Source organism: Streptomyces sp. NPDC051183, assembly GCF_040682455.1.
In the GTDB taxonomy this organism is placed as follows: domain Bacteria; phylum Actinomycetota; class Actinomycetes; order Streptomycetales; family Streptomycetaceae; genus Streptomyces.
In genome coordinates this window covers 1-26,747 of sequence record NZ_JBFBBA010000010.1, presented here as the reverse complement: position 1 = coordinate 26,747, position 26,747 = coordinate 1, and the positions used below count along the sequence as shown (strand labels likewise).

The window sequence follows — 26,747 nt, the reverse complement described above, 5'->3', positions numbered from 1 at the left end:
TCCAAGCTACCGCGCGGGTCGGGCGGCCGCGCGGTGCCTGCGGGCGGCCATCACCGCGTAGACGAGCACGCCCGCGAAGAGGAACAGCACGCCCTGGTAGACGGCCGCGTAGCCGGATCCCGCGACCAGCCACATCGAGAACGCGAAGGCCAGGCAGGCCAGGGCGGCGTCGCGCACGAGCCGGCCGCGCCGGACCTGCTCGGACCGGCCGGAGGCGAGGAAGTAGATCTGCGCGGCGGTGGAGAGCAGGTAGGGGACGGTCGCGGTGAAGGTGGTGACCAGGACCAGGACCTCGAAGACGCCCTCGGAGCCGAGCGTGTAGTTGTAGACGGTCAGGGCGGAGGCCAGCACGACCGTGACGATGACGCCGACGACCGGGACGCCGCGCTTCTTCGTCTCGAAGGCCTTCGGGAAGAGCCCGTCCTTGGCCGCGGCGTACGGGGTCTGCGCGCTGAGCAGGGTCCAGCCGTTGAGCGCGCCGACCATCGAGACCACGGCCGCGCAGGCGACGAGCGTGCCGCCCCAGCTGCCGCCGAACATGCCGTTGACGGCGTCGGTGAAGGGGGCCGTGGAGGTGACCAGCTCCTCGTGCGCGACCAGGCCGAACACGGAGACGGTGCCCAGCAGGTAGACGGCGGCCGCGCCGACCGTGCCCAGGATGGTGGCCCGGCCGACGTTGCGGGCCGGGTCGCGGACCTCGCCCGCGCTGACGGCGGCCGACTCCACGCCGAGGTAGCTGAACAGCAGGATCGCGGCGGCGGCGGAGACGGCGCCGACCGCGCTCTGGTCGGTGGCGCGGAAGGGGCCGAGGTTGGCCGGGTCGAAGAAGAACAGTCCGCCCACGGCGACGAGCAGCAGGGGTGCGAACTTCAGGACGGTGGCCACCAGTTGCACCGCGCCGACGTAGCGCGTGCCGGCCAGGTTGGCCAGCGCGGGCAGCCACTGCACGGTGAGGGCGGCCAGGCACATGGACCACTTGTGCTCCGCCACAGCCGGGAAGAGCACGCCGAGGTAGCCGACGGAGGCGACGGCGAGGGCGGCGTTGGAGACCCAGGTGGTGATCCAGTAGCTCCAGGCCGCGAGGAAGCCCGCGAAGTCGCCGAACGCGGCGCGGGCGTAGACGTACGGGCCGCCGGTCTGCGGGTGGCGTTCGGCGAGCCGTCCGAAGACCAGGGCGAGGGCGACGGCGCCGAGGGTGAGCACGGCGAAGGCGACGAGGCTGATGGTGCCGAAGGGCGCCACCGAGGCGGGCAGCAGGAAGATGCCGCCGCCGATGATGTTGCCCATGACCAGGCAGGTCGCGACGGGCAGGCCGAAACGGCGGGCGTGCGGGCTGCCCTGCGGGGCGGGCACGGCGGTCCCCCCGGTTTCGGCCGTCCCGGGGGCGTCGGTGGTCCCCGGGGCGTCGGCGGTCGCGGTGGGTGGGGCTTCGGTGCTGGTCATCGGTGGTGCGCCTCGGGGGTGTCTCACATGGTGGGCAGGTCAGCACATGGTCGACCAGCGCAAAGGCGGTACCAAATCAGCGGGTTTCGTCCCGTTGCAGGTCCCCTGTGGAAGGAAGGATTCCGTCCATGGCGCCCTCCGGCCGGGAATCCTCCACCGGGCCCGCACCGACCCGCACCCCCGGCCGCGGCCCGACCGGCACCTGCGGCCCGTCCGCCTCGCGGAGCCAGCGCCGCAGCACCGCGTGCACGGCCTCCGCGCCGACCAGCCCGGGCCCCGGACCGGACCCGGGGCCGCGCTCCGCACCGGAATCCACGCCGCCCTCCGCACCGTGTTCCGGCTCCGGGCGCGGCTCCGACAGCTCGGTCGGCCACATCAGGAACGCGTGCCCCTGCTCCCCGCCGAGGCCTCCGTGCGAGCCGATCTGCTCCTCGAAGGCGTGCACCGTGCCCGTGTCCGGGTCGTACGCGGAGTTCACCATGATGTCGGCCACGTGCGGGAAGGAGTCGGTCCGGCGGACGGCCCGCGCCGCGCCCGGCCCGAACCCCGCCAGCGCCGCCTCCGCCTCGCCGGGTACGTCCAGCCGCGCCGCGGCCCCGCCGGGCCCCAGCACCACGCCGTCCACCAGCAGGAACCCGATCCCGGGGTGGTTGGCCAGGGTCGCCAGCAGGGCCGGGTGCGCGCGCTCGATCCGCTCCCGCGATGCCCGGCCCGGCAGGTTCGGGAAGGAGATCAGCCCGAGGTTGCCCGAGGCCAGCACCACCGGGTCCGGGCCGGGTCCGGGGTGGGCCTCCTCGCCCTCCTCCTCGACCGGCCGGTGCAGGGCGGCCCGTACGGCGGCGCGCGCCTCGGCGCCGCTGTGGGTCCGGCCGGCCCGGCGGGACACCGGCAGCCCGCAGCCCGCGCGGACCAGGTCCTTCAGGGTCAGCCCGTAGCGGCCCAGGAAGGTCTCCCCGGGGCTCTGGCCGTGGTCCGACAGCAGCACGATCCGGTACTCCCGCGGCGCGTGCTCGGCGACCCGCGCGATGAGGGCGAGGCTCCGGTCGAGGCGGGCGAGGACCTGGTCGGTGTCCCGGCCGCGCGGGCCCGAGTGGTGGGCGACCTCGTCGTAGGCGACCAGGTCCGCGTACACGGCGGCGCGCCCGGCGAGCATGTCGCCGATCACCGCCGCGACCACGACGTCGCGCTCCACCACGGTCGCGAAGGCCCGGATCATCGGGTAGAGCCCGCCCCGTGACACGCGCGGACCGTCCCCGCGCAGCCGGGCCCGTACCGACTGGCCGATCTCGCGGCCCACCTCGGCTGTGAAGGAGAGCGCGGTGCGCACCGCGTTGGCCGGGTCGGAAAAGTACGCGAAGTAGCCTGCGCGGGAGCGGTTGGCCCGGCCGCGGCGGGCGGAGACCGAGAGCACCAGGGCCAGCTGGTCGGCGCCGCCGCTGAAGAGGTTGCCGCGGCTGGCCCCGTCGAGGGTGAGCAGCCCGCCGTCCCCGGTGCGCGCGACGGCCCGCCGCTGGAGTTCGGCGGCGCTGGTGGGGCGGTTGCAGACCACCACCTCGCCGGTGTCCTTCTCGTACCAGCGGAACGCCGGGACGTCGAAGTTGGAGCCGTGCAGGATGCCGAGCTGGCTGGCTCCGGTCTGGCTGGACCAGTCCGTGCGCCACGGGGTGATGCGGTGGCTGCGCTCCAGCCACTCGGCCACCGTCGGCATCACACCGCCGTCGGCGGCCCGGCGCAGCACGTCGTGTCCGACGCCGTCGAGCTGGATGAAGACCATGCCGGGCGCCGTCTCGTCCGCGCCGGGGGCGCCCTGCCGGCGCTGCCTGCGGCGCCTGCGGTCGGCGAGCCGGTACAGCCGGCGCCGGTAGGCCCCGTCGTCGCGCACGGCCAGCGCGGTCGAGGTCGCCGAGGCGACGGCGGACATCACCGCGGCGACCACCACGGCGGTCTCGGGGGCCGCCTCGCCGCGCCCGGCGGGGATCAGGTTGAGCGCGATCAGCAGCAGCGAGCCGTTGAGGAAGAAGACGAGCAGCCCGAGCACCAGGGCGGGCACCAGCAGCAGGGCCCGTACGAGCACCGGCCAGACCAGCGCGCTCAGCAGCCCGAAGGCGCCGGCGCCCCAGGCGGCGGTCAGCGCGATCCGCGTGATGCTGTCGCCGTCGGCGGACTCCAGCCGGAAGTCGGGCAGGATCCCCGCCAGGGCGAGCATGGTGAGGGTGGACACCGCCCATACGAGGATCACCCGCACCAGGGCGCTGCCCGTCTTCCGCCACCGGCCGCCTCGCACCACGCCTTACCCGCCTCACCACCGTGGCCCGCGCACCGCCCGCGAGCCCCCGTCCCTGCTCCCAGGCTCGCACAGCCGGGCGCACCGGACCGGGTGACACGGGTGGCGTACGTTCGTGCGCGGGCGCGCGACCGGCCCGGCCGGGGCGCTGCTCAGGCCCGCACGAGGGGGTTACGTGCCGTCGTAGCCGGCGGTCGGCATGGACAGCCGGCGGTGCACCTCGGCCTTCATCGCGGAGGTGTAGCGCGGCTCGTCGAGCCCGGCCGTCTCCAGCCGTACGCCGCGCCGCTCGCACTCCGCGGTGAACTCCTCGACGGAGCGCAGCGCGCGGGCCAGCACGCGGTGGTTGGGGGTGACGAACAGGTCGACCTGTCCGGCGTCGATGTCGGACCACAGTCCGCAGTGGTCGGGGCGCAGCCCGTAGACCAGCAGTTGCCTCGTCACGACGTAGCCGCGGTCGGCCGCCCAGCGGGCGCACATGGCGTGCTGGGTCCGGGTGTCCACGGCGAACGGGTCGGCGTCGAGTTCCTCGAGCGGGGCCAGGCTGGCGATCGCGGCCACGCGCAGCTCATCCATGTCGCCCGACCCTACTCCGATCCGCGGCCCGGGAGGAGGGGGCGCCGGGTTCCGGTTCCAGGCGGACGGAAGGGGCAGCCTTTAGGCTCGGGAGATCCGGCACGTGCGAGAGGGACGTGCGAGAGGGAGGGGAGGCCGGTGCCGGTGGAGCTCACCTGGTGGGGCCATGCCACGTGCACGGTCGAGGACTCCGGGGTCCGGGTGCTGACGGACCCGCTGTTCGCGCGGCGGCTGGCGCACTTGCGGCGGCGGCGCGGAGCGGTGCCTCCGGCGCGGGCGGCCGTGGCGGACGTGGTGCTGGTGTCGCACCTGCACGCGGACCACCTGCACCTGCCGTCGCTGGCGCGCCTCGCGCCCGGGACCCGGCTGGTGGTGCCGCGCGGCGCGCGCCGGGCCGTGCCGGGGCTGGCGCGGCTCGCACGGGTGCGTGCCTTCGCCGTCACCGAGGTGGTGCCGGGCGAGGAGTTCGCCGTACGGGAGCGCGCGGGCGACGGCGTGCGGGTACGGGCGGTCAGCGCGCGGCACGACGGGCGGCGGCTGCCGTTCGGCCCGCACCTCGCGCCGGCGCTCGGGTACGTGGTGCAGGGCTCGGCGCGGACCTATTTCGCCGGGGACACCGGGCTGTTCGACGCGATGGCCGAGGAGGTCGGGCCGGTGGACGTGGCGCTGCTGCCGGTCGGCGGCTGGGGGCCGCACCTGGGGCCGGGGCACCTGGACGCGGCGCGGGCGGCGCAGGCGCTGGCCGCGCTGGCCCCGGCGGCGGCGGTGCCCGTGCACTACGGGACGTACTGGCCGATCGGGATGGACGCGGTGCGGCCGCACGAATTCCACGCGCCGGGCGAGGAGTTCGCCCGGTTCGCCCGGCAGCTGGCGCCGAAGGTGGCGGTACGGGTGCTTGCGCAGGGGGAGCGGGTGCGGCTTCCGTGACCCTGCTCGACCTCGCGGCGGCGGCCGGTCAGGTCCCGCCGGAGACGACCCAACAGGCCGTCGGCTACCCGGCGCTGTTCGTGCTGGTGGCGCTCGGGGCGCTGGTGCCGGTGATCCCGACGGGGGCGCTGGTGAGTTCCGCCGCGGTGGTGGCGTTCCATCAGCAGTCGCTGCCGTTCGGGCTGTTGCTGGTGTTCGGGGTGGCGGCGCTGGCGGCCTTCACCGGGGACGTCGCGCTGTACTGGCTCGGACGGCGCGGGGTCCGCTCGCGCGGCGGCTCGCGCTGGCTGGAGGCCCTGCGCGGCCGGGCCACGCCGGAGCGGCTGGAGCAGGCGCAGACGCGGCTGGACGAGCACGGCGTGCTGGTCCTGGTGGTCTCCCGCCTGGTCCCGGCGGGCCGCATCCCCGTGATGCTGGCCTGCCTGCTGGCGGAGCTGCCGCTGCGCCGCTTCGCCCGCGGGGACGCCCCCGCGTGCCTCGCCTGGGCGGCGACGTACGGTCTGATCGGGATCCTCGGCGGCTCCCTCTTCTCGGAACCGTGGAAGGGCGTGGCGCTGGCGGTCGCCCTGACCCTGCTGATCAGCGCGGCCCCCTCCCTGCTGCGCCGGCTGCGCGGGGAGCCCGCTTCGCACGGCGAGGCTCCGTGACCGGCCGGCGGGGCGGGTCCGTCACAGGGTGCGGGAGGCGCCGATCGGGAGGTCCCAGAGGTCTTCGCGGGGCAGGCCGGCGCGGGACCAGGCCGCCAGGGTGCGGTGCAGGGGCTCCATGACCGGTTCGGCGGAGAGGGCGAAGGTGGCCCAGTGCATCGGGGCCATCCGGCGGGCGCCGAGGTCGAGGCAGGCCTGCACGGCCTCCTCCGGGTCGGCGTGGACGTCGCGCAGCCACCAGCGCGGGGCGTAGGCGCCGATCGGGAGCAGCGCCAGGTCGATGCCGGGGTGGCGGCGGCCGATCTCCGCGAACCAGTGGCCGTAGCCGGTGTCCCCCGCGAAGTACACCTTCCTCGGGACCGCGGCCCGGGCCTCGCTCAGCATCCAGCCGCCCCACAGGGTGCGGCAGGCATCGAGCAGGGACCGCTTCGACCAGTGGTGCGCGGGGACGAACTCGAAGCGTACGCCGCCCAGTTCGGCCGACTCCCACCAGTCGAGCTCGGTCACCCGGGTGAAGCCGCGGCGGCGGCACCAGCGGCCCAGGCCGGCCGGGACGAAGAGGGCCGTGTGGCGGGGCAGCCGCTTCAGGGTCGGCGCGTCGAGGTGGTCGTAGTGGTTGTGGCTGATCACCACCGCGTCCACCGGCGGCAGTTCCTCCCAGAGCACCCCGACGGGGGTCATCCGCGCGGGGGTGCCGAGGATCCGCCGGGACCAGACGGGGTCGGTCAGTACGGTCAGACCGCCGACCCGCAGCACCCAGCTGGCGTGCCCCGCCCAGGTGGCGCAGACCGTCCCGGGGCCGGCCGGGGGCAGCGGGGCGGGTGCGTAGGGCAGGTCCGGGATGCCGCGCAGCCCGTCGGGGCCGGGCCGGAAGGCGCCCTCGCGGGCCAGCCGGGCGAAGGCGCGCAGCCCCGGCAGCGGTGTGGTCAGCCGGTCAGCGAACGAGCGGGGCCACGCCCGGTGCTCCCCGAGGGGGCGCGGATGCACGGGCCGGGCCGGGGGCGGCTGCGGGGCCCGGGGTGCCGGCCGCGCCACGGGACGCGGGGACACGGCGGGGCGCAGCACTTCCGAGGAGGCGGGCACGTCCGTCTGATCCCTCATCAAGAAGTCTCCGTCCACGTCGGGTTCGGCAGGTTCGGCAGGTTCGGCAGGTCCATCGGGTACGGCGGTTCCATCGGATCCGGTCGGTCGCTCACGCGAGTCCGGCGAGGACCGCTCCGAGGTGGTCCAGGGAGCTCCGTACGTGTGGCAGTTCCAGCGGGTCGGGGGCGGCGAGCGCGGCCAGCCGCTCCTCCGGGGTGGCGCCGAGCAGCGGCCCGGTCGACAACCGGACGCGCAGGGCGACGGGTTCGTCGGCGAACCGCTGGCCGCCCGGGGTGGGCGCCCCCAGCCGGCCGCCGAGCCAGTCCTCCAGCTCCATGGCGTCGCCGACCCCGTGCCGGGCGAGGCCCTCGCGCAGCGGGGTCAGGTCGGCGTAGAGGTGCCGTCCGGCCTGCGGGGGCCGGGCGAGCGCTCCGACGGCCAGGAGTTCCCGGTGGGCGGCGGCGGCCACGGCGCCGTGCAGGGCGGCGGCGGCGCGGGCCCGGGCGGCGACGGCGTCGGGCTCGTCCAGGGCGTACGCGGCGGCCCCGGCAACGGGGCCCGCGACGAACGCGCCGGTGGCGGTCAGGACGTCGAGGGTGCGGGCGCGCAGCCAGGTGCCCCGCGCGGTGTCGGGGAAGCGGACCACGGCGGCGGGCCAGCCGGCGGGCAGCAGGGCGCCGGCCAGGTCGACGAGCACCGCGGCCCCGTCGGGCAGCATCTCGGCGGGGCTGAGGACGAGCGTGTCGCGCGGGCGGTGCACGGTGTCGCGCCAGCTCTCGTCGCTGACGACGAACAGCCCGGCATCGGCGGCGGCCTCGCAGGCCTCCCGCAGCAGTTCGGGCGGCGGCACGGTGGCCGTCGGGTCGTCGGCGACGGAGAGCAGCAGGATGCGCGGGTCGCCGCCCTCGGCGCGCACCCGCCGTACGGTCTCCAGCAGTGCGTACGGGTCGGGCACGCCGCCGCACTCCGCCGGGGTCGGCACGTGGTAGGCCCGCCGTCCCAGCAGCCGGACCTGCGGGGTCCACCAGGCGGGGCAGGGCCGGGGCAGCATGACGTCGCCGCCGTACGCGCCGACGAGCGCGAGCAGCAGGGCGGCGGCTCCGGGTCCGGCGGCCACGTTCTCGGGCGCGGTCGGCAGCCCGCGGCGCCCCCAGTGGCGGCAGGCCGCCTCGCGCACGGGCTCACCGCCGCCCGCGGGCTCGGGGGCGGAACGTCCGGCAGCCGCGGCAAGCACGGCGGTGAGTTCGGGGAGCACGGGCAGGCCGGGCTGGGGGGCGGGCGGACCGTAGCGGACCGGACCACGGCCCTCGGCCGTCGTGCGCTGCATCCCCGCACCTCTTTCCGCCCGTGCACGGGCCTCACTCGCGCCAACCCTGCCTTTATACGATTATTCGGGCGAACCTGCCCGTTGTACCCGTCCGCAGCGAGCGGCGGGCGGCGGTCAGCGGTCAGCCCCGCCTGCCGACGAGGGCGAGCAGCCGGGTCTGGGCGTTCGCGCCCGCCGGGATCTCCACGGGCGGGTCGTAGGCGCCGCTCGCGGCGAGCCCCTCGGCGTACGGCATGACCTCCTTGATGGAGAACTCGACGAGGGCCTCGGGGAGCCGGTCGTCGGCACCGATGGCCCGGGCGAGGTCCCAGGTGTGCACGACGCAGTCGGCGGTCAGCTCGGAGCAGTACGCCGATCCGAGCGCGGGCCCGTACGAGAGGCGCACGGTGCGGTCCAGCGCGCCGGGCGCGGTGAAGGCGGCGTGCGCGGCGGCCGCGGCCTGCTCCCAGGCGGCGGCCGGGTCCTCGCCGAGCACGTCCCCGGAGAGTTCCTCGCCGACGTCCTCGACGGTGCGGCCGTCCGTGACCAGCGGCGGGATCCAGAGCTGCTCGCCCGTCACGTGGTTGACCAGCTCCCGCACGTTCCACTCCGCGCACGGGGTCGGTGCGCCCCACTGGTCGTCCGCGATGGCGCGCACGTACTCGCCGAAGAGCCGCAGCGCCTCGGCGTGCTGTTCGAGCAGCGTGTCCGGCATGGGTCTCACCGTCCTTCGCCATGAGTGCCCGCCCCCTGGGCCCCACTGTCCTCGCACCTGCCGTACCTTGCCACCGTCCTGCCCAATCCCCTTGCCGCGCAAGGTTGATGTCCACATGTCAAAACACATATCTCACAGTCCGAACTGATCCTCTAGGTTGGTGGCAACGCTTCGACCACGCTTCGACGAAGAGGAGTCACCGCCGTGAACGCCATGAACGCGAACGCCGTGAACGCAAACGCCCCGAAGGAGACCGCGGTCTACACCCACGGCCACCACGACTCGGTCCTGCGTTCGCACCGCTGGCGCACCGCCGCGAACTCGGCCGCCTACCTGATCGGCGAACTGCGGCCGGGGATGTCCGTCCTGGACGTCGGCTGCGGTCCGGGCACGATCACCGCGGACCTGGCGGAGCTGGTCGGACCGCAGGGGCAGGTCACCGCGGTGGACGCGGCGCCCGACGTACTGACCCGGGCGGGCGCCTACGCGAAGGAGCGCGGCCTGGCGAACGTGCGGTTCGCGACGGCGGACGTGCACGCCCTGGAGTTCCCGGACGACTCCTTCGACGTGGTCCACGCCCACCAGGTGCTCCAGCACGTGGGCGACCCGGTACGCGCGCTGCGGGAGATGCGCCGGGTGTGCCGGCCGGGCGGGATCGTGGCCGCCCGGGACGCGGACTACGCGGCGATGACCTGGTACCCGGCGACACCGGGACTGGACGAGTGGCAGGCCCTGTACCGCCGGGTCGCCCGCGCGAACGGCGGCGAGCCCGACGCCGGACGCCGCCTGCGCGCATGGGCCCGGGCGGCGGGCTTCACGGACATCGCGTCCTCGGCGACGGCCTGGTGCTACGCGACCCCCGAGGAGGCGGCCTGGTGGTCCGGACTGTGGGCGGACCGCACGACCGCCTCCGTGTACGCCGACATCGCGACCCGGGGTGGTCACGCGACCGCCCCGGAGCTCACGGCCATCGCGGAGGCCTGGCGCAGCTGGGGCTCCTCCCCCGACGCCTGGTTCTCGGTCCTGAACGGCGAGGTCCTGGCCCGGGCCTGACCCCGGCCGGGGGCCGCGTGCCCGGCTCAGACGGGCGGGCGCATACGGAAGTTGTAGCGCGGCGGGAGCGGACGGTCGGTGAGGGCGGCCCAGACCTCGGACAGGGTCTCGTCGCCCTCGCGGAGGTCCGGGAGCTCGAAGCCGTCCTCGAAGACCCGCCGGGCCGCGACCACATGCCCCTCCGCCGCCAGCAGCCGGGCGGCCAGCAGGCGGAAGCGGCCCTGGTCGCGCAGCGCCGGGCGGAGGCGGTCCCACACGGACCGCGCCTGGGCCAGGCGGCCGGCGGCCAGCAGCGCCGCCATCGCCTCCCGCCCCAGCGCGGACTCGGCGGCCAGCCACTCGGCGCTGCCCCGGCTCTCCTGCGCCAGGTCCTCGAACGCCTCGGCGTAGCGGTCGGCCGCCCGCCCCCGGTCGCCCGCCAGCCCGTCGGCCGCCGCCAGGCACCTCAGCAGCGGCCACCGCGAGGGGGCCAGCGCCAGCCCGCGCTCCCAGCTGCGTACCGCCTGCGCCACATCACCCGCACGCCACTGCGCGACACCGAGGTGGTATTCGGTGAGCGGGTCGGCCCGGGCGGTCTCCAGCATGTCCCGCCAGTGCGGGGCCACCAGGCCCGGGCCCGGCGGAGCCGCCCGCCGCGGGGCCGGGAACACCCCGGTGCGCCACAGTTCCAGCCACGGGACCTGCGCGTCGCCCAGCGTGGATTCCGGGAAGGGCGTGCCCGGCAGCTTGTAACCCCCGCAGAGCACCTCCAGCGCACCCCAGCCCGAACCGGCCGCCAGCCGCTCTCCCGGCTCGGTGTCGGCACACCCGCGCCACGCCTCGTACGCCTCGTCGACCCGCTCCCGCGGCAGGGCCGCCGCCAGCGCCGCCTCCGCCGAGGCCCGCGCCGCCGCCCAGTCGCTCCCGTGCACCGCCGAGGGGTCGGCCGACAGCGCCCCGTACGCCTCCAGCCAGCTGAACTCCGCCCCGGCGTCGAGCCGTACGTGCTCCAGCTGGGTCCGGGCGAGGCCCGCCTGGATCTCCGCGTACCCGCCGGTGCCCGGCTCCGTCAGCCACTCCTGCCAGCGCCGCCCGCCCGCACCCGCGCCCCATACGAAGAGCTTGCGGCCGCGAAGCCGGGCCGTCGAGGTCTGCACCAGACCCCGGCCGTCCGCGTCGAGGGAGGCGATCCAGGGCCGGTCCCCGTCGCGGACCTCGTAGAAGAAGTCGGCCGGGTACTCGCTGCGCAGCGGGTACGTGCGGTCCGCCCCCTCCCACTGCGGTACGGGGATGCGCCGCAGCGAGCGCTCGTAGCCGAAGTGCCAGGCCTCCTCGGCCGGGGCCAGCACGCGGGTCCCCTCGTCCTCCGGTACGGCGATGTTGGACCACCAGTACACGGGTGCCGGCCGCTCGTGCGGGTTGCGCACGCGGACTGCGGCGTAGAGGAACTCCGAGTCCCCCGGCAGCCACAGGTCCACCTGGAACGGCAGGTCGCGCAGCCGCTCCCACTCCCACAGCCGGACCATCGCCCCGCCGTCGGGCGCCGGGACGAGCGCGGCGTGCAGGGGGGCGCAGGAGAGGGTGGTGTGGCCGGTGGCGCCGATGTTCCACTCGATGCCGCCGGAGAACCAGGCGCCGTTGAGGGCGAAGTTGGCCGGCTGGAACACCGGGTTGCGGTACAGCAGTTCACGCCCGGTGGCCAGGTGGACGAGCGAGTGGATCCGGCCGCCGAGACCGGGCAGCACGGTGACCCGCAGGTGCTCGTTCTCGATGACGATCGAGTCGAACTCCTGCTCCGTCCGCTGCCGTTGGTAGCCGTCCAGCTCCCGGACGGGCAGCAGCGAGCGCAGCGGCTCGTACCCGATCTGGCGGGCCGTGTCGCGCGGCAGCCCTTCGCGCGACCGCTCGTCCAGTGCGTGCACCCCGTCGGGCGCGCGGAGGGCGGGCAGCGGGTTCTCGGGCCCCAACGGGGCTGCGGGGAGGGTCAGCAGGGCACGTCGGACGGTGGTGGCCATGAGGGCATGGAACACGCAGCGACGGCCGCTGCACAGGGCTTTCGCGGATCACCACCGGTCAGGATTACGCAAAGATGGTTCATCATGGCGGACATGACCAATGCGACCACTGCGAAGACCCCCGGCGACAGCGCCGGTCCGGCCCGCGTCCGGAGGGCCGGCTTCCTCCAGGCGGCCGGCTCCGAAGAGCGGTTCAACGGCCCCGCGACCGGCGACGAGCGCGCGCTGATCACCGACATGCTGGCCGCCCAGCGCACGACGCTGCTGCTCAAGTGCGCCGGCCTGGAGCCGGAGTTGCTGTCCCGACGGTCCGTCGATCCCTCGACCCTGTCGCTGCTCGGCCTGGTCCGCCACCTGGCCGACGCGGAGCGCCGCTGGTTCCGGCGGGTGCTGGCCCAGGAGGACGCACCGGCGCTGTTCTTCTCGGAGGCCGAGCCCGACGGCGACTTCGACGTCGAGGCGATCTCCCCGCAGGAGGTCGCCGAGTCCTGGGAGGCCTGGCGTAGCGAAGTGGCCTTCGCGGAGCGGTTCGCCGCCGAGGCCCCCGACCTGGACGTCGAGGCCGAGGACGAGTGGCGCGGACGGGTGTCGCTGCGCTGGGTCCTGATCCACATGATCGAGGAGTACGCGCGGCACAACGGCCACGCCGACCTGCTCCGGGAGCGGATCGACGGCGCGACCGGCATGTGACGACGGCCGCCGGCGGGGCGCGCTCGCTGCCGACGCGGGCTGGGGGGTGTCTGGCGGATCAGGGCCGGGCCCGGCCCGCCCGGCACCCCCTAGGCGAACGCCCCCGCCACCAGGTCCGCGAGGAGCGCACCCGCCCGGCCGTCCGGGTCCAGGTCCGGGTCGTAGATGGTGACGTTGAGCCCCACGCAGCGCGGTGAACGCACCAACACACCGAGCAGCTCGGCGAGTTCGTCGGGGACCAGCCCTCCGGGGTCCGGGCTGTCCACGGCCGGCATCACGCTCGGGTCCAGCACGTCGGCGTCGAGGTGGACCCAGAACCCGGCCGTCGCCGGCGGGTGCAGCCCGTCCAGGGCCGTGCGCGCCACCGGCCCGGCGCCACGGTCGCGGATCGCCCCGACCGTGGCGGCGAAGAACCCGGCCGCGCGCAGCTCCTTGAGGTCCGGGTCCCCGTCGCGCAGCCCGAAGAGCCGTACGTCCTCGTCCCTCAGGTACGGGGAGAGCCCCTCCAGGTCGGCGAGGCCCGCCTGTCCGCGCCCGGTGGACAGGGCGAGCTCCTCGCCGCCGGCCGCGCCGACGGGCCCGTTGACCTCGGTGTTCCCGGGGTGGCGGAAGTCGGCCGAGCCGTCGATGGCGGCCAGCCCGTACCGCCCGAGCCGTCGCATGGCGAGGGCCGCGCCGAGCTGGATCGAGCAGTCGCCGCCCAGGACGACGGGGAACTCCCCGGCCCGCAGGTGCTTCTCGATCCGGTCGGCGAGGGTCACGGTGTACGCGGCGAGCGCGTCGGCGTGGAACACGCCGTCGCCCTCCCGCCAGTCGCCGCGGTCGTAGCGCGGCGGGACGACGACCCCGCCCTCGCGGGCGCCGAGCCGGGCCAGCAGGCCCTGTTCGCGCAGGGCGCCCGCCAGCTTGTAGACGCCGGGTACGGTGCCGGGTGCGGGCGGCCGCAGGCCGAGGTTGGACGGGGCATCGAGGAGTACGAGGCTTCTCATGCCCTCATCCTGTGGGATGGGCGCGCCGCGGGCCCGTCATTTCGGTCATGCCGCCGCGGCAGCCGTGACGGCCCAGCGTTCGTGGTCCCGCCAGGCGCCGTCGACGTACAGGAAGTCCGGGGAGAGCCCCTCCAGCCGGAAGCCGCGCCCCTTGACCAGGGCGATCGAGGCGGCGTTGCCCGGCTGGATGTTCGCCTCCAGCCGGTGCAGCCCGAGTTCGCCGAAGGCGTGGCCGAGGACCAGGTCCAGCGCCTCTCCCAGCAGCCCCCGGCCTGCGGCGTGCGCGAAGGCGCCGTAGCCGAGTGCGCCGCACTGGAAGGCGCCGCGGACGATGTTGTTGATGTTGACGAAGCCGGCGATGGCCCCGGTGGCCAGCTCGCAGACGAGGAACCCGGTGCGGCCGCCGTCAGCTTCGGCGGCGGTCAGCCGGACCGCGTACGGCTCGTACTCGTCGATGGTGGCGGGCGGGAACAGCCACGGCCGGTGCAGCTCTCGGCTCTCTCGCGCGCGGGCCGTGAACTCGGCGCCGTCGGCGAGCCGGTAGGGGCGCAGGCCGACGCACGGCCCCTCGGCGAGGTACGTGGAAAAGGTCATCGCCCGAGGTTAGGGCGTGTGGCATCATCCCCGATGTGATCATCAGCCCCGACACCCGACAGCTCCTGCTCGCGGCGGCGCGCAACAACGCCGAGTGGTGCGACGCGGTCTGCCGCGGCCACGCCCTGCGGCCCGAGTTCGCCCCGGACGCCTGGACCAGCGCCCGGCGCACGCCGCCGTACTACCCCGATGCCGTGTCCCTCACCCGGGACGCCTCGGCGGACGCCCTCGTGGCCGCGGTCGACACCGGCTCGCCCGGGTGCTCGGTCAAGGACAGCTTCGCCACGCTCGACCTGGCCCCGGCCGGCTTCGAGGTGCTCTTCGAGGCGCAGTGGATCCACCGTCCGGCCCTCGCGGGAGGCGGGGCCGCCGCCGGAGCCGGGCCCGTCGCGGCCACGGACTCCCGTCTGGAGTGGTCCGAGGTCGCGAGCGCCGAGGAGCTGGAGGCCTGGGAGGCCGCCTGGGACGGCGAGGAGAGCACGGGGCTGTTCCGCCCGTCCCTGCTCGGCGAGGACATCGTCTTCCTGGCGGGCCGCGCCGGGGGCCGGATCGTCGCGGGAGCCGTCGCGAACACCGGCGGCGGGGTGGTGGGCGTGTCCAACCTGTTCGCCCTGGACGACGCGGACACCGACGCCGCCTGGGCGGGCGCCCTGGCCGGGGTCGCCGCCCGCTGGCCGGAGCTGCCCGTCGTGGGGTACGAGAGCGGCGACGACCTGGACGCCGCCGTCCGCGCCGGGTTCGCCCCGCTCGGGCCGCTCCGCGTCTGGCTGCACACCGCCTGACGCCGCTCGCGGCCGTCAGGCCCGCAGGTCCAGCCGCGGGACGTCCGTCCGCTCGATGCCGAACACCTGCGCGTACAGGGACAGTTCCGCCTCCAGCGCGCGGACCATGGTCTCCGCCCGACGGAAGCCGTGGCCCTCGCCCTCGAAGGCGACGTACGCGTGCGGCACCGGGCGTCCGCGCATGGCGGCGAGCAGGCGCTCCGCCTGGGCCGGCGGGCAGACCGGGTCGTCGAGGCCCTGGAGCAGCACGAACGGCGCGGTGATCCGGTCGGCGCGGGCCACCGGCGAGCGCTCGCGGCAGAGCCGCGGCAGGGTCTGCGGCGGCCCGGCCAGGCCCTCGACGTAGCGGGACTCCAGGTCGTGGGTCTCCTCCGCGAAGCCGAGCAGGTCCAGCACCGGGTAGACGATCGCCGCGCAGGCGTACAGGTCGGTGGCGGCCAGCGAGGCCGCCGCCGTCCAGCCCCCGGCGCTGGCGCCCCGGATCGCGAGCCGGGCGGGGTCCGCGGTGCCCTCGGCGGCCAGGGCCCGGGCCACCGCCGCGCAGTCCTCGACGTCGACCACGCCCCACTGCTCGCGCAGCCGTTCCCGGTAGGCGCGGCCGTAGCCGGTGGAGCCGCCGTAGTTCACCTCGACCACGCCGATGCCGCGCGAGGTGAAGTACGCGATGTGCAGGTCCAGTACGGGCGGCACGTGGTCGGTGGGCCCGCCGTGCGCCCACACCACGTACGGGGGCAGCTCGTCGGCCGGGGCCCGGCGGGCCGGGTGGTGCGGCGGGTAGACGTGCGCGTGGATCTCCCGGTCGGCGGGGCCGAGGAACGTCCGGCTCTGCGGCTCCGGGTAGTACGCGGGGTCCACCGGGTCCGCCCCCGCGGAGCCGATCACCCGGGCCCGGCCGGTGGCGGTGTCCAGCTCCACGACCTCGTACGCGCTGCGGGGGCTCGCGGCGACCCCGTAGACCCGGTCTCCGCTGACGGCGAGGGTGGGCTGCCAGGCCGTCCACGGCCCGGCCGAGTCCACCAGGTCGCCGCTCTCCGGGTCGAGCACGCCGAGCACCGAGGAGCCCTGCCCGTGCAGGACGGCGACGAGTCCGCCGGGGAGCGGCGCGAGCCAGCGCAGCCCCGGCTTCCACAGGGGGCCGCCGAACTCCTCTTCCCGCGGGCACAGGTTGACCGCCCGGCCAGTCGCGGGATCGACCCGGTACGGGTTCCACCAGCCGCCGCGGTCACTCACCGCGAGGAGGGTTCCGGCGGCGGTCCACTCCACCTGGGCGACGGACTCGTCGGGGCCGCCGAGCACGGTACGGGCCTGCGCGAGCCGGCCGTCGGACGTGACCTCGGCGAGCCTCAGCTCGGTGCCGTCCCAGGGCATCCGGGGGTGGTCCCACACCAGCCAGGCGGCACGCAGCCCGTCGGGTGACAGCCGCGGCCCGGTGGTGAACCGGTACCGGTCATCGGTCAACTCCCGTACGAGGGACCGGTCCCCGGCCGCCGACCCGTCCAGCGGTACGGCGGCCAGGACCCGGCGGACGTCGGTCGGCGCGGGCCCGGTGAACTCCTCCAGCACGCACCAGACCTCGCCGCCGCGCAGTACGGGGTCGGCCCAGCGCAGGCCGCCGCCGACCGCCGAGAGGGGGGTCAGCGGCCTCGGGGCGCCGCCGGGGAGGTCGGGCTCGTACGCGTACAGCCGCTGGTCTGCGAAGTGGACGAAGACCAACAGGGGCCCGCCCTCGGGGCGTTCGGCGCCCGCCCAGGGCTGCCCGCCGTACTCGGTGACCCGGCTGCGCACGTTCCACGGGACGGGCAGGGCCGTGGACTCGGGGCCGCCGTCCGCGGGCCGGCGCACCAGTGCGCGGCGGCCGCCCTCCTGCGGACGGGGCTCGGTCCACCACACCTCGGCCCCGACCGTGCCCACGTACTCGGGCCGCCCGTCGAGCGACGCGGCGAGCGCGGCGTCGATGGGCGAGGGCCAACTGCCGTAGGCACCGGCACCGGCACCGGTCGGCGCCGCCGTCACCGGGTCCCCATCACAGGGTCCGCAGCGCGCGGTCGAGGACGCGGACCCCGAAGTGCAGCGCCTCGACCGGCACCCGCTCGTCCACCCCGTGGAAGAGGGACCAGTAGTCGAAGCCGTGCGGCAGCTTGAGCGGGGAGAAGCCGTAGCCGGTGATGCCGAGCCGGGAGAACTGCTTGGCATCGGTACCGCCCGCCATGCAGAAGGGGACCACGTGCCCGTCGGGGTCGAAGTGCTCGACGGACTCGCGCAGGATCCCGTACGTCCGCCCGTCCACGGGGGCTTCGAGGGCGACCTCCCGGTGGTGGAACTCCCACCGCACGTCGGGTCCGGTGAGGGCGTCGAGGGTGGCGATGAACTCGGCCTCGCCGCCGGGCAGCATCCGGCCGTCCACGTACGCGGTGGCCTGGCCGGGTATCACGTTCAGCTTGTAACCGGCGCTGAGCATCGTCGGGTTGGCGCTGTTGCGCACCGTCGCCTCGACGAGGGCGGCGGCCGGGCCGAGTTTGCCGAGGAGCCCTGCGAGGTCGAAGTCGCGTCCGCGCGGGTTCACCGACAGGCCCTGCAGGGCGGCCAGTTCGGTGATGCAGGCGACGACGGTGTCGGTGAGCCGGAGCGGCCACTCGTACTCGCCGATCCGGGCCACCGCGGCCGCGAGCCGGCTGACGGCGTTGGCCCGGTTGGGCTTGGAGCCGTGCCCGGCGGTGCCGTGGGCGGTCAACTTCAGCCAGGCGGTGCCGCGTTCGCCGGCCGCGATCGGATAGAGGGACTGACCGGGTCCGGTGTGGACGGTGAAGGCACCGGACTCGCTGATGCCCTCCGTGCAGCCTTCGAAGAGGTGGGGGTGGGAGTCGGCGAGGAAGCCCGAGCCGTCGACGGCGCTGTCCTCCTCGTCGGCGGTGTAGGCGATCACGATGTCCCGGCGCGGCTTCACGCCCGCCCGCGCCCAGGCGCGTACGACCGCGAGCACCATCGCGTCCGCGTTCTTCATGTCGACCGCGCCGCGGCCCCAGACCACGCCGTCGCGGATCTCACCGGAGAAGGGGTCCACGCTCCACTCACCGGCCTCGGCGGGGACCACGTCGAGGTGGCCGTGCACGAGGAGGGCGGGAGCGCCGGGGTCGGACCCCTCGACCCGGGCCACCACGTTCGTGCGGCCGGGGGTGCGCTCCAGCATCGCCGGTTCCAGGCCGGCGTCCGCGAGCCGCTCGGCGACGTACTCGGCGGCGGGCCGCTCGCGGCAGTCGCCGCCGCCCCGGTTGGTGGTGTCGATCCGGATCAGGCCGGAGGTGAACTCGACCGCCTCGTCGAGCGCCGTCCGGTCGACGGGGGGATTCAGGTCGTACATGTCAGCCATACTGCTCCTCCACCGCCGCCGAGACGACCGTCGTGACCGCCTTGAAGGTCCGGATCCCCTCGTACATCGTCTCGCTGGTGTACGCGACCCTGCGTTCCCCGGACCGGGTGACGCCGGGGACGAGGGTGGCGGCCATCCCCAGGTGCTCGGCGTCGAACTCCAGCTCCACCGCGAACGGGCCGGCCCGCAGGGGTTCGCGCCGGACGGCGAGCGCCGCGGCCTCCTTGGCGGCGGCGCGGATGTCGGCGGCGGTGCGGGCGGGGGTGCGGCAGACGGCCGCGTAGCGCGACACGTGGTCCTTCACCGCCACGGTCACCGCGTCCGGGGCGTAGCCGGCCGCGTCGAGGCAGGTCAGGTCGTCGCCTGTGACCAGGACCACCGGCACGCCGTACTCGGCGACGACGTGGGCGTTGAGCAGGCCCTCGCTCGCGCGGACGCCGTTGAGCCAGACCCCGGTGACGGAGTTGGCGAGGTAGGTGTGGGCGAGGACGCCCTCGGTGCCGGCGCCCGTGTGGTAGCCGACGAAGGCGACGCCGTGCACGTCGCCGTGCTGGACGCCCTCGACCATGGTGAGGGTCTTGTGGCGGCCGGTGATCATCTCGACGCGGGCGTCGAGGCGCTCCAGCAGCAGGTTGCGCATGGTCCCGTGGGCCTCGTTGACGAGGACCTGGTCGGCGCCGCCGTCGTAGAAGCCGAGTACGGCGGCGTTGACGTCGGAGGTGAACAGCGACCGGCAGCGCTCCCACTGCGGTGTGCCGGGCAGCACGTCGGCGGGCCAGGTGACGCCGGTGGCGCCCTCCATGTCGGCGGAGATGAGGATCTTCATCGGGCCCCCGGGCGGTCGGCTGCGCTCAGCTCCCCCACACTAACCGCCCGGCCCCCTCGGGCCCCCCGGGGCCACGCCCGCCGCGGCGGGCTTCAGCAGGTCGGTCCCGCAGGGCGGCGTCCGGGGTCGCCCCGCGGGCCGTCCGGTTCACCCGATCCGGTGAGGCCGTGTCCCGGCCTCACCGTCAACGGCAGGGATCAGCCCTTGACTTCGGCCGCCAGGTTGGCCAGCACGGTGTCGTAGATGCGGGTGAGGCCTTTGGGGGCGAAGGTGCGCTCGAAGAAGCCGCCGATGCCGCCGGCGCCGTTCCACACGGTGGTGATCACGGCCTTGGACTTGCCCTCGCCGGCCGGGGTGACCGTCCAGGTGGTGACCATGGAGGAGTTGCGGTCCTTCTCCACCAGCTGTCCGTCGGTGGGCTCGGTGACCTCCAGCAGGCAGTCGCGTACCCGCTTGCTGGTGGCCTGGAGCTTCCAGTGGACGAGGGTGCCCTCGCCGTCGCCGCCCTCGCGCACCTCGTACTCGCTGAAGTGCTCGGGCAGGAGCTTCTCCCGGGTCCCGGTGTAGTCCGCCAGCGCGTCGAACACGGTCTCCGCGTCGGCCGCGATGATCCGCTCCGTGGTGGCCTCGACCTGCGCCATAGCTGTTCCTCCAGCAGTTGTGATCGCTCGTCACCGCGAAGCCAACCATCTCCGGCGCAGCCGCCCAAATCCGGGTCGGACGCAATGCGGCTCGCACGATCATGGGAACGTTTGTTCTATTCTCGGGTCAGGGCCGAACGAAGGAGGCGCACCATGCGCTGGGAGAACCAGACCGACGAGACGGGCGGTGGTCCGCGGGCCACCGGTCCCGCCGCGCTCTTCGGGGCCGACGCCGTCGTCACCCGTACCTTCGACACCCCGGAGTTCCGCGGCATCACCTTCCACGAGGTGCGGGCCAAGTCCCTGCTCAACCGGGTCCCCGGCGCCTCCCGGATGCCGTTCGAGTGGACCGTCAACCCGTACCGCGGCTGTAGCCACGCCTGCGTGTACTGCTTCGCCCGCAAGACCCACAGCTACCTCGACCTCGACACCGGCCTCGGCTTCGACTCGCAGATCGTCGTCAAGACCAACGCCCCCGAGCTGCTGCGCCGCGAGCTCGGCGCGCGCCGCTGGACCGGCGCGCACGTGGCCATGGGCACCAACGTCGACTGCTACCAGCGCGCGGAGGGCCGCTACCGCCTGATGCCCGGAATCATCGAGGCGCTGCGCGACCGCGCCAACCCCTTCTCCATCCTCACCAAGGGCACCCTCATCCTGCGCGACCTCCCCCTCCTCCAGGAGGCCGCCGAGGTCACCGACGTCGGCATCTCCGTCTCCGTCGGCTTCACCGACACCGCCCTGTGGCGGACCGTCGAGCCCGGTACGCCCTCCCCCGCCGCCCGGCTCGCCGCCGTACGGGCGCTGACCGACGCGGGCATCGAGTGCGGGGTGCTCATGGCCCCCGTGATCCCCTTCCTCGGGGACGCTCCGGAGCAGCTGCGGGCCACCGTCCGGGCCGTCGCCGAGGCGGGGGCGGTGTCCGTGACACCCCTGGTACTCCATCTGCGGCCCGGGGCGCGCGAGTGGTTCATGGCCTGGCTGGGCGAGCACCACCCCCACCTCGTCCCGCGGTACGCGCGGATGTACGCGGGCGGGTCGTACGCGCCGACCTGGTACCAGCGCCGGATCACCCGCCAAGTCCACGAGCTCGCGGCGGAATTCGGCATCGGGCCGAGCGGGCGCGGCGGCGCGCGCCGGGTCCTCGTACCCGAGCGGCCGGGCGGCGCCGGGGCCGCCGCGCAGGACCGGCCGACGCAGCTGAGCCTGCTGTGAGGACGCGGCGCGACGCCTGAAGGGTCATCACATCGGGCCAATGGGCTGCACAATCCCGCCTTCCGGGCGCGGGTTCCGGGACGATTCCGCCCAGAACCCTCGGCTGGGAGGCCACATGCTCCGACCCTCGATCCGCCCCTCGACCCTGACGAAGCGCGCTGCCGTCCTGCTGTCGATCTCCACCGTCGCCGCCGTCCTGGCGAGCCCGGTCACCGCCGCTCCGGTCGCCGCCGCGCCGCCCGCGGCCCCGGCCGCCGCGGCTCTGAAGTGGACCGGCTGCGCGACCTCGCGCTACCCCACCCTCCAGTGCGCCTCCCTCCAGGTCCCCCTCGACCACGACCGGCCGGGCGGGCGCACGATCGCACTGGCCCTGACCCGGGTCCCGCACACCGCCGCCACGTCCCAGGGGCCGCTGCTGGTCAACCCCGGCGGCCCCGGCGGCAGCGGCCGGACCCTGGCCGGTTACGTCGCCTCCGCGCTCCCGAAGGACGTGGCCGGGCAGTTCGACGTGATCGGCTTCGACCCCCGCGGGGTGGGCAAGAGCGAGCCGGCCCTGGACTGCGGGACGGGGCACTTCGCGCCCGTACGCCCGGACTCGGTGCCGCGGGACGCGGAGACCGAGCGGGCCAACCTGGAGCGGGTGCGGAAGTTCGCCGAGTCCTGCCGGACCAAGCACGCGGACGTGCTCCCGTACATCGGCACGGTCTCGGCCGCCCGCGACATCGAGGCGGTGCGCACCGCCCTCGGCGCACAGAAGATCAGCTACTTCGGTTACTCGTACGGGACCTACCTGGGCGCGGTGTACGCCAAGCTCCACCCGGACCGGGTGCACCGCCTCGTCCTGGACTCCGTCGTGGACCCGAGCGGGGTCTGGTACGAGGACAACCTCGCCCAGGACCAGGCCTTCGACGCCCGCCACAAGGCCTTCCTGGCCTGGGTCGCGCAGTACGACGACAAGTACCGCCTCGGCACCGACCCGGCGGCGGTCGAGCAGCGCTGGTACGCGATGCGGGACTCCCTGCGGGCGGCTCCGGCGGGCGGCAAGGTGGGTCCGGCCGAGCTGGAGGACACCTACCTGCCGGGCGGCTACTTCAACGGCTACTGGCCGAACCTGGCCGCCGCCTTCTCGGCGTACGCGGTGGACAACGACCCGAAGCAACTGGTGGCGGCGTACGAGCGGTTCGGCGCGGTGGAGCCCTCGGCGGGCAACAGCTACAGCGTGTACACGGCGGTGCAGTGCCGGGACTCGGCATGGCCGAGGGACTGGAACCAGTGGCGTACGGACATGTGGCGCACGCACGCCAAGGCGCCGTTCATGACGTGGAACAACGCCTGGTACAACGCCCCGTGCGCGTTCTGGCCGGGTGAGCCGCTCCAGGCCCCGGACGTGACGAACGCCGGCCTCCCGCAGGCGCTGCTCTTCCAGGCGACGGAGGACGCGGCGACCCCGTACGAGGGCGCGGTGAGCATGCGGCGCAAGCTGGCCGGCGCGGCCCTGGTGGTCGAGGAGGGCGGCGGCAACCACGGCATCTCGCTGAGCGGCAACAAGTGCCTGGACGAGAAGCTGTCCGCGTACCTGCGTACGGGCCGGGCCGAGGACGCCACCTGCCCCGCACAGCCGGCCCCCAAGCCGACGACGGCGACCCGGGCGGTGGCACCCTCGGCGGGCGGCGCGGCCCTGCACGGGCTGCTGGGGTTCCGGGGATGATCTCCAGCAGGCAGGATCAGGGGTGTGAACACTCCTGATCCTGCCTCCGCCCTTGACTCCGCACGTGACTCCGCTCCTGCCTCCGCGGCCGGCCGCCACCTGACCCGGATCGCCGCCCCCGAGGGCGTCAGCCCGGGCGTCAACTACAGCCACGTCGTCTGGGGTACGGGGAGGTTCGTCGCCGTCTCGGGGCAGTGCGCCCTCGACGAGAAGGGCGAGGTGGTGGGCGAGGGCGATGCCGCCGCCCAGGCCCGGCAGGTGTTCGAGAACCTGCGCCGGTGCCTGGCGGCGGCCGGGGCGGGCTTCGAGGACGTGGTGAAGCTGACGTACTTCGTCACGGACGTCGCCCACCTCCCGGCCGTCCGCGCGGCGCGCGACGAGGTGATCGCCCCGGACCACCTCCCGGCCTCCTCGGCGGTCCAGGTCAGCGCCCTGTTCCGGCCGGAACTCCTGGTGGAGGTGGAGGCCTTCGCGATCCTTCCCGTCACCCCCTAGGGGGCGATGACCGTGCCGATGCCGTTCCAGCCGTGCGGGCCGGAGGCGTCGCCGCCGTCGAAGAGGTACGCGCTGACGGCTCCGGAGCCGGAGCCGGCCTCGCCGAGCAGGTAGTCCGCGTGGGTGTCGGCGTTGAAGTCGACGAGCTGGACCCGGGTGTGGTCGGTGGTCACGCCGGAGGCGGTCCTGCCGATGTGCTGCCAGCCGCCGTGGCCGTCACCGCCCCGGTTCAGGTAGGTGGTGACGGCGCCGCCGGGGCTGATCATCCAGTAGTCGGCCCGGCCGTCGCCGTCGTAGTCGGCCAGCCGCACCCGCGTGCGGTCGGTGGTCGTGCCCGTGGCGGTCTGGCGCAGGCCCTTCCAGCCGCCCGCGCCGTCGCCGCCGCGGTTGAGGAAGGTGGTGACGGCGCCGTTGTCGGCGATGGTGAGGTAGTCGGCCCGGCCGTCGCCGTCCCAGTCCGCGAAGCGGACCTGCTCGCTGCGGTTGGTGGTGCCGTAGGCGACCTGGCCGATGTCCTTCCAGCCGCCGCGGCCGTCGCCGCCTCGGTTGAGGTGGACGTTGACCGACCCGTTGGCGTTGATGACGACGTAGTCGGCCCGGCCGTCGCCGTCGAAGTCAGCCAGCCGCACCCGCGTACGGTCGGCGGTCGTCCCGGTGGCCACGCGGCCGAGGGCCTCCCAGCCGCCCCCGGTGTCGCCGCCCCGGTTGAGCCGCGCCCTGACCTCGCCGTCGGCGGTGATCGTCAGGTGGTCGGGGCGGCCGTCGCCGTCGAAGTCGGCCCAGCGGACGGCTCCGGTGCCGCCCGCCTCGGTTCCCGCGCGCGGCGCGTGCGGCCGTACGCCCCACCCGTCGGCGACCGCCTGCTCCAGGCCGTCGTGGAAGGTCCGAGCCATCTTGCGGTAGCCCGCGTCGTTGGGGTGGAGCTGGTCGGGCAGCTCGGTCGCGACGTCCAGGCGGGGCGGCTCCACGTACCGGAACCGCTCGCCGCGGCCGCGGCGCTCGTTCTCCTGGCCCCGGATGACGGCGTTGAAGTCGCGTGTCTGCTGCTCGAAGCCGGTGGTGTCGGTGAGCAGCCCCTGGACGATGACGGTCACGCCGGGCCGGTTCGCCAGCACGCGGTCGATCAGCGAGGACAGCCGCCCGGCCGCTTCGAGCGGGTCGGCGTGGTCGTGGCGGAGGTCGTTGATGCCCAGGTGCAGCAGGACGACGTCCGGGTCGGCCGCGGCCTGCCAGCCGTCGATGTTGGACCGGATTCCTTCGATGGTCCAGCCGCTGTGGCCCTCGTTGTCCGCGTCGGCGACGGCGCCGAAGGAGCCGGAGCCGACGAAGTCGGGCGTGTAGCGGGACTGGCCTGCCATCAGGTCCCAGAGGGGCGCCCGGTATCCGGCGTTGCCGGAGCTGCCCCCGCCGGCGGTGATGGAATCGCCGAGCGGCATGATCCGTACGAGGGGCGGGGCGGGTGTCGTCGCTGCCGTGGCGGTCGTGGAGCCGAGCCCCGCGGCGGCGAGGGCGGCGAGCAGGGCGAGGCCGAGGGTGGCGGTGCGCTTCGTCATGTGTGTGCGGTGCCTTTGGGGTGTGGTGCGGGTCCCGGATGCGCATCCGCCCACCCCGCTTCTCCTTGGCGGACGAGGGGGTGGGCGGATGCGGCTCGCGGGATGGTGCGGGTGGTGCTGTGCGGTGCGGGGCGGGCGGGGCTCAGGTGCCGCTGGCGACCTTGCCGAGGTTGATCCAGCCGTTGCCCGGGTCGCCGCCGTTCCAGGCGTAGACGGTGGCGGTGTTGCCGGCGCCGGCGAAGACGTAGTCGGCGTGGGTGTCCGCGTTGAAGTCGACGAACTGGACCTTGGTGTGGTCGGTGGTCAGACCCGTCGCGATCTGGCCGACGACCTGCCAGCCGTTGCCGGGGTCGCCGCCGCGGTTGATGTAGAGGTCGACCTTGCCGTCCGGCTTGACGGCGTAGTAGTCGGCCTTGCCGTCACCGTCGGCGTCCGCGAAGCGGATCCGGGCGCGGTCGCTGGTCACGCCGACGGCCACCCGGCCGGCCTTCTGCCACGGGGCGACCTTGTCGCCGCCGCGGTTGAGGTAGGCGTCCACGGCGCCGGCGTCGTTGAAGGCGAGGTAGTCGGTCCGGCCGTCGCCGTCCCAGTCCGCGAAGCGGACCTTGCTCGCGTCGCTGGTGGTGCCGTAGGCGACCTGGCCGATGTCCTGCCAGCCGCCGCGGCCGTCGCCGCCGCGGTTGAGGTGGACGTTGACCGACCCGTTGGCGTTGATGACGATGTAGTCGAACCTGCCGTCGCCGTCGAAGTCGGCCAGCCGCACCCGCGTACGGTCGGTGGTCGTCCCGGTGGCGACCTGGCCCAGGGTCTCCCAGCCGTTCACGCCGGCGGGGTCGCCGCCGTGGTTCAGCCACACCTTGAACGAGCCGTTGTCGGCGATGTTGATGTAGTCGGGCCTGCGGTCCCCGTCGAAGTCCGCCCAGCGCACGCGCTCGGAGCCGCCGGCCTCGTTGGAGGCGGCGGAGCGGCGCGGCTCGGTGGTCTTCGCCACCCAGGCGGCGAGGTCGTCGACGCGGGTGGAGATCGCGCCGGTACGGGTCTCGGCGGCGTCGGCGCCGTGGCAGCCGCCCTGCCAGGACTTGGTGTTGATGCCGACGAGCTCGCCTGCGGCGTTGAGGAGCGGGCCGCCGGTGTCGCCCTTGCAGAGCACGTCGGTGCCCTTGCCGGTGACGGCCAGGGTGGTGGCGTCGGTGGTGTTCGTGGTGAAGGTACCGGTGTGCGCCTTGCCCGGCACCCACTCGGTCTTCGTACGCCCGAACCCGACCGCCGTCAGGTCGGTGCCGGCGGCGGGCGCGGCCGCCGCGGCCTTGGCGGTGGCCAGGCCCTTGGCCGGGCTCGCGAGCCGGGCCAGCACCAGGTCGCGGTCGGTGCGCGGGGCGAGCTCGGTGACCTCCACGGCCGTTCCGTTGCTCAGCGTCGCGGTGGCCTTCAGCGCGGGCTTGCCGGCCGGCACCTGCTGGCCGGGCGCCGTCGCGAAGCAGGAGGCGGCGGTGGCCACCCACCACTCGTCGACCAGGGCGGCGGTGCAGGCGCGGGAGCCCAGCTCGTCGCCGATGTCGAGCCGGGTGACGTGGGCGTACTGGCCGGCCGGGGCCTCGGGGCCGGTGACGGCCTGGGCGGGACCGGCGGCGATCAGGCCCGTGGTGACGGCAGTGGCGGTGACGAGGAGGCCGGACATCCGCGCGGCGCGCGGACGGAGAGCAGACATGTGGAGCTCCTTGCGAGCGTGGGTCGGTGGTGGCGTGCGGGTCCGGTGGTCAGCCGGACGGTCAGCCGACGCGGAGTTCGAGGAGGATGGAGCGTTCGCCGGTGTCGCCTGCTTCGCCGAAGGGCTTGTAGTCGTTGGCGGGGGCGTCGATGAC

At 74.8% G+C, this 26,747-nt stretch carries 23 protein-coding genes; 8 read left to right on the top strand and 15 right to left on the bottom strand.

All coding sequences use genetic code 11. The annotated features are described in order from the left end of the window. Positions 1 to 6: 6 nt before the first annotated feature. The 3 genes from AB0M99_RS11125 to AB0M99_RS11115 all read right to left on the bottom strand — a co-directional run bounded on the left by AB0M99_RS11125 (position 7) and on the right by AB0M99_RS11115 (position 4,303). The gene (locus AB0M99_RS11125; protein WP_365918908.1) at positions 7 to 1,443 is read right to left on the bottom strand and encodes an amino acid permease; all 1,437 of its coding nucleotides are present in this window, start codon (positions 1,441 to 1,443) and stop codon (positions 7 to 9) included. A 76-nt stretch (positions 1,444 to 1,519) separates the two neighbouring features. Then, on the bottom strand, positions 1,520 to 3,727 hold the full coding sequence (locus AB0M99_RS11120) for a phage holin family protein (RefSeq protein WP_365919202.1): 2,208 nt from the start codon (positions 3,725 to 3,727) through the stop codon (positions 1,520 to 1,522). 171 nt (positions 3,728 to 3,898) lie between these two features. Continuing rightward, the gene (locus AB0M99_RS11115; protein WP_365918906.1) at positions 3,899 to 4,303 is read right to left on the bottom strand and encodes a hypothetical protein; all 405 of its coding nucleotides are present in this window, start codon (positions 4,301 to 4,303) and stop codon (positions 3,899 to 3,901) included. A 138-nt stretch (positions 4,304 to 4,441) separates the two neighbouring features. On the opposite strand from AB0M99_RS11115, the gene AB0M99_RS11110 reads away from it, so the two are divergent. Next, entirely contained in the window at positions 4,442 to 5,230 is a 789-nt protein-coding gene (locus AB0M99_RS11110) for an MBL fold metallo-hydrolase (RefSeq protein ID WP_365918905.1), read from the top strand. Continuing rightward, positions 5,227 to 5,877 (top strand): VTT domain-containing protein, encoded by a 651-nt coding sequence (locus tag AB0M99_RS11105; protein WP_365918903.1) that lies wholly within the window; start codon positions 5,227 to 5,229, stop codon positions 5,875 to 5,877. Before AB0M99_RS11110 ends, AB0M99_RS11105 begins: the two co-directional genes overlap by 4 nt. Positions 5,878 to 5,898: 21 nt before the next feature. Here AB0M99_RS11105 and AB0M99_RS11100 read toward each other — a convergent pair whose 3' ends face one another. The 3 genes from AB0M99_RS11100 to AB0M99_RS11090 all read right to left on the bottom strand — a co-directional run bounded on the left by AB0M99_RS11100 (position 5,899) and on the right by AB0M99_RS11090 (position 8,981). Beyond that, on the bottom strand, positions 5,899 to 6,978 hold the full coding sequence (locus tag AB0M99_RS11100) for an MBL fold metallo-hydrolase (RefSeq protein ID WP_365918901.1): 1,080 nt from the start codon (positions 6,976 to 6,978) through the stop codon (positions 5,899 to 5,901). A 91-nt stretch (positions 6,979 to 7,069) separates the two neighbouring features. Then, positions 7,070 to 8,287: an aminotransferase class I/II-fold pyridoxal phosphate-dependent enzyme gene (locus tag AB0M99_RS11095; protein WP_365918899.1), complete on the bottom strand. Its 1,218-nt coding sequence runs from the start codon at positions 8,285 to 8,287 to the stop codon at positions 7,070 to 7,072. 121 nt (positions 8,288 to 8,408) lie between these two features. Continuing rightward, a complete protein-coding gene (locus AB0M99_RS11090; RefSeq protein ID WP_365918897.1) occupies positions 8,409 to 8,981 on the bottom strand; it encodes a TIGR03086 family metal-binding protein in 573 nt (190 codons plus the stop codon). Positions 8,982 to 9,194: 213 nt separating this feature from the next. Here AB0M99_RS11090 and AB0M99_RS11085 point away from each other — a divergent pair, with 213 nt between their 5' ends. Next, entirely contained in the window at positions 9,195 to 10,034 is an 840-nt protein-coding gene (locus tag AB0M99_RS11085) for a class I SAM-dependent methyltransferase (protein ID WP_365919200.1), read from the top strand. 26 nt (positions 10,035 to 10,060) lie between these two features. Here AB0M99_RS11085 and AB0M99_RS11080 read toward each other — a convergent pair whose 3' ends face one another. Further along, on the bottom strand, positions 10,061 to 12,028 hold the full coding sequence (locus tag AB0M99_RS11080) for a DUF5107 domain-containing protein (protein ID WP_365918895.1): 1,968 nt from the start codon (positions 12,026 to 12,028) through the stop codon (positions 10,061 to 10,063). A 237-nt stretch (positions 12,029 to 12,265) separates the two neighbouring features. Here AB0M99_RS11080 and AB0M99_RS11075 point away from each other — a divergent pair, with 237 nt between their 5' ends. Next, entirely contained in the window at positions 12,266 to 12,718 is a 453-nt protein-coding gene (locus AB0M99_RS11075) for a DinB family protein (protein ID WP_365919198.1), read from the top strand. A gap of 89 nt (positions 12,719 to 12,807) precedes the next feature. Here the strand turns inward: AB0M99_RS11075 and AB0M99_RS11070 are convergent, their stop codons facing one another. Together AB0M99_RS11070 and AB0M99_RS11065 are read right to left on the bottom strand one after the other, a co-directional pair. Next, entirely contained in the window at positions 12,808 to 13,707 is a 900-nt protein-coding gene (locus tag AB0M99_RS11070) for an arginase family protein (protein ID WP_365918892.1), read from the bottom strand. Between the two features lie 45 nt (positions 13,708 to 13,752). Continuing rightward, on the bottom strand, positions 13,753 to 14,301 hold the full coding sequence (locus AB0M99_RS11065; RefSeq protein ID WP_365918890.1) for a GNAT family protein: 549 nt from the start codon (positions 14,299 to 14,301) through the stop codon (positions 13,753 to 13,755). Positions 14,302 to 14,342: 41 nt separating this feature from the next. On the opposite strand from AB0M99_RS11065, the gene AB0M99_RS11060 reads away from it, so the two are divergent. Beyond that, positions 14,343 to 15,083: a hypothetical protein gene (locus tag AB0M99_RS11060; RefSeq protein WP_365919196.1), complete on the top strand. Its 741-nt coding sequence runs from the start codon at positions 14,343 to 14,345 to the stop codon at positions 15,081 to 15,083. Between the two features lie 15 nt (positions 15,084 to 15,098). On the opposite strand, the gene AB0M99_RS11055 is transcribed toward AB0M99_RS11060, so the two are convergent. From AB0M99_RS11055 to AB0M99_RS11040, 4 genes are all read right to left on the bottom strand, one after another. After that, the gene (locus AB0M99_RS11055) at positions 15,099 to 17,096 is read right to left on the bottom strand and encodes a prolyl oligopeptidase family serine peptidase (protein WP_365918888.1); all 1,998 of its coding nucleotides are present in this window, start codon (positions 17,094 to 17,096) and stop codon (positions 15,099 to 15,101) included. Between the two features lie 10 nt (positions 17,097 to 17,106). Further along, positions 17,107 to 18,450 carry a M20/M25/M40 family metallo-hydrolase gene (locus tag AB0M99_RS11050; protein WP_365918886.1) on the bottom strand — a complete coding sequence of 448 codons (1,344 nt, stop codon included), beginning with the start codon at positions 18,448 to 18,450 and terminating at the stop codon, positions 17,107 to 17,109. Continuing rightward, the gene (locus AB0M99_RS11045) at positions 18,443 to 19,276 is read right to left on the bottom strand and encodes a M55 family metallopeptidase (protein ID WP_365918884.1); all 834 of its coding nucleotides are present in this window, start codon (positions 19,274 to 19,276) and stop codon (positions 18,443 to 18,445) included. The genes AB0M99_RS11050 and AB0M99_RS11045 overlap by 8 nt, the downstream gene beginning before the upstream one ends. 197 nt (positions 19,277 to 19,473) lie before the next feature. After that, positions 19,474 to 19,917, bottom strand: coding sequence for an SRPBCC family protein (locus AB0M99_RS11040; RefSeq protein WP_365918882.1), 444 nt, complete (start codon positions 19,915 to 19,917; stop codon positions 19,474 to 19,476). 153 nt (positions 19,918 to 20,070) lie between these two features. Here AB0M99_RS11040 and AB0M99_RS11035 point away from each other — a divergent pair, with 153 nt between their 5' ends. The 3 genes from AB0M99_RS11035 (at position 20,071) to AB0M99_RS11025 (ending at position 23,332) form a co-directional block, all read left to right on the top strand. Further along, complete coding sequence (locus AB0M99_RS11035) at positions 20,071 to 21,129, top strand: Rv2578c family radical SAM protein (protein ID WP_365918880.1); 1,059 nt, start codon at positions 20,071 to 20,073, stop codon at positions 21,127 to 21,129. A gap of 115 nt (positions 21,130 to 21,244) precedes the next feature. After that, entirely contained in the window at positions 21,245 to 22,837 is a 1,593-nt protein-coding gene (locus AB0M99_RS11030; protein WP_365918878.1) for an alpha/beta hydrolase, read from the top strand. 99 nt (positions 22,838 to 22,936) lie between these two features. Beyond that, positions 22,937 to 23,332 (top strand): RidA family protein, encoded by a 396-nt coding sequence (locus tag AB0M99_RS11025; RefSeq protein WP_365919194.1) that lies wholly within the window; start codon positions 22,937 to 22,939, stop codon positions 23,330 to 23,332. Here the strand turns inward: AB0M99_RS11025 and AB0M99_RS11020 are convergent. Together AB0M99_RS11020 and AB0M99_RS11015 are read right to left on the bottom strand one after the other, a co-directional pair. Then, positions 23,329 to 24,885, bottom strand: coding sequence for an FG-GAP-like repeat-containing protein (locus AB0M99_RS11020; RefSeq protein WP_365918876.1), 1,557 nt, complete (start codon positions 24,883 to 24,885; stop codon positions 23,329 to 23,331). The two genes, AB0M99_RS11025 and AB0M99_RS11020, sit on opposite strands and share 4 nt — an antisense overlap. 142 nt (positions 24,886 to 25,027) lie before the next feature. Beyond that, a complete protein-coding gene (locus AB0M99_RS11015; RefSeq protein WP_365918874.1) occupies positions 25,028 to 26,593 on the bottom strand; it encodes an FG-GAP-like repeat-containing protein in 1,566 nt (521 codons plus the stop codon). Positions 26,594 to 26,747: the final 154 nt, after the last annotated feature.

Bases quoted from the DNA above. Each gene is read 5' to 3' on its own strand.
- AB0M99_RS11065 (WP_365918890.1), bottom strand. From the start codon at position 14,301: ATGACCTTTTCCACGTACCTCGCCGAGGGGCCGTGCGTCGGCCTGCGC.
- AB0M99_RS11125 (WP_365918908.1), bottom strand. From the start codon at position 1,443: ATGACCAGCACCGAAGCCCCACCCACCGCGACCGCCGACGCCCCGGGG.
- AB0M99_RS11080 (WP_365918895.1), bottom strand. From the start codon at position 12,028: ATGGCCACCACCGTCCGACGTGCCCTGCTGACCCTCCCCGCAGCCCCG.
- AB0M99_RS11115 (WP_365918906.1), bottom strand. From the start codon at position 4,303: ATGGATGAGCTGCGCGTGGCCGCGATCGCCAGCCTGGCCCCGCTCGAG.
- AB0M99_RS11040 (WP_365918882.1), bottom strand. From the start codon at position 19,917: ATGGCGCAGGTCGAGGCCACCACGGAGCGGATCATCGCGGCCGACGCG.
- AB0M99_RS11075 (WP_365919198.1), top strand. From the start codon at position 12,266: ATGCTGGCCGCCCAGCGCACGACGCTGCTGCTCAAGTGCGCCGGCCTG.
- AB0M99_RS11100 (WP_365918901.1), bottom strand. From the start codon at position 6,978: ATGAGGGATCAGACGGACGTGCCCGCCTCCTCGGAAGTGCTGCGCCCC.
- AB0M99_RS11050 (WP_365918886.1), bottom strand. From the start codon at position 18,450: ATGGCTGACATGTACGACCTGAATCCCCCCGTCGACCGGACGGCGCTC.
- AB0M99_RS11030 (WP_365918878.1), top strand. From the start codon at position 21,245: ATGCTCCGACCCTCGATCCGCCCCTCGACCCTGACGAAGCGCGCTGCC.
- AB0M99_RS11090 (WP_365918897.1), bottom strand. From the start codon at position 8,981: ATGCCGGACACGCTGCTCGAACAGCACGCCGAGGCGCTGCGGCTCTTC.
- AB0M99_RS11035 (WP_365918880.1), top strand. From the start codon at position 20,071: ATGCGCTGGGAGAACCAGACCGACGAGACGGGCGGTGGTCCGCGGGCC.
- AB0M99_RS11085 (WP_365919200.1), top strand. From the start codon at position 9,195: ATGAACGCGAACGCCGTGAACGCAAACGCCCCGAAGGAGACCGCGGTC.
- AB0M99_RS11070 (WP_365918892.1), bottom strand. From the start codon at position 13,707: ATGAGAAGCCTCGTACTCCTCGATGCCCCGTCCAACCTCGGCCTGCGG.
- AB0M99_RS11045 (WP_365918884.1), bottom strand. From the start codon at position 19,276: ATGAAGATCCTCATCTCCGCCGACATGGAGGGCGCCACCGGCGTCACC.
- AB0M99_RS11015 (WP_365918874.1), bottom strand. From the start codon at position 26,593: ATGTCTGCTCTCCGTCCGCGCGCCGCGCGGATGTCCGGCCTCCTCGTC.
- AB0M99_RS11095 (WP_365918899.1), bottom strand. From the start codon at position 8,287: ATGCAGCGCACGACGGCCGAGGGCCGTGGTCCGGTCCGCTACGGTCCG.
- AB0M99_RS11020 (WP_365918876.1), bottom strand. From the start codon at position 24,885: ATGACGAAGCGCACCGCCACCCTCGGCCTCGCCCTGCTCGCCGCCCTC.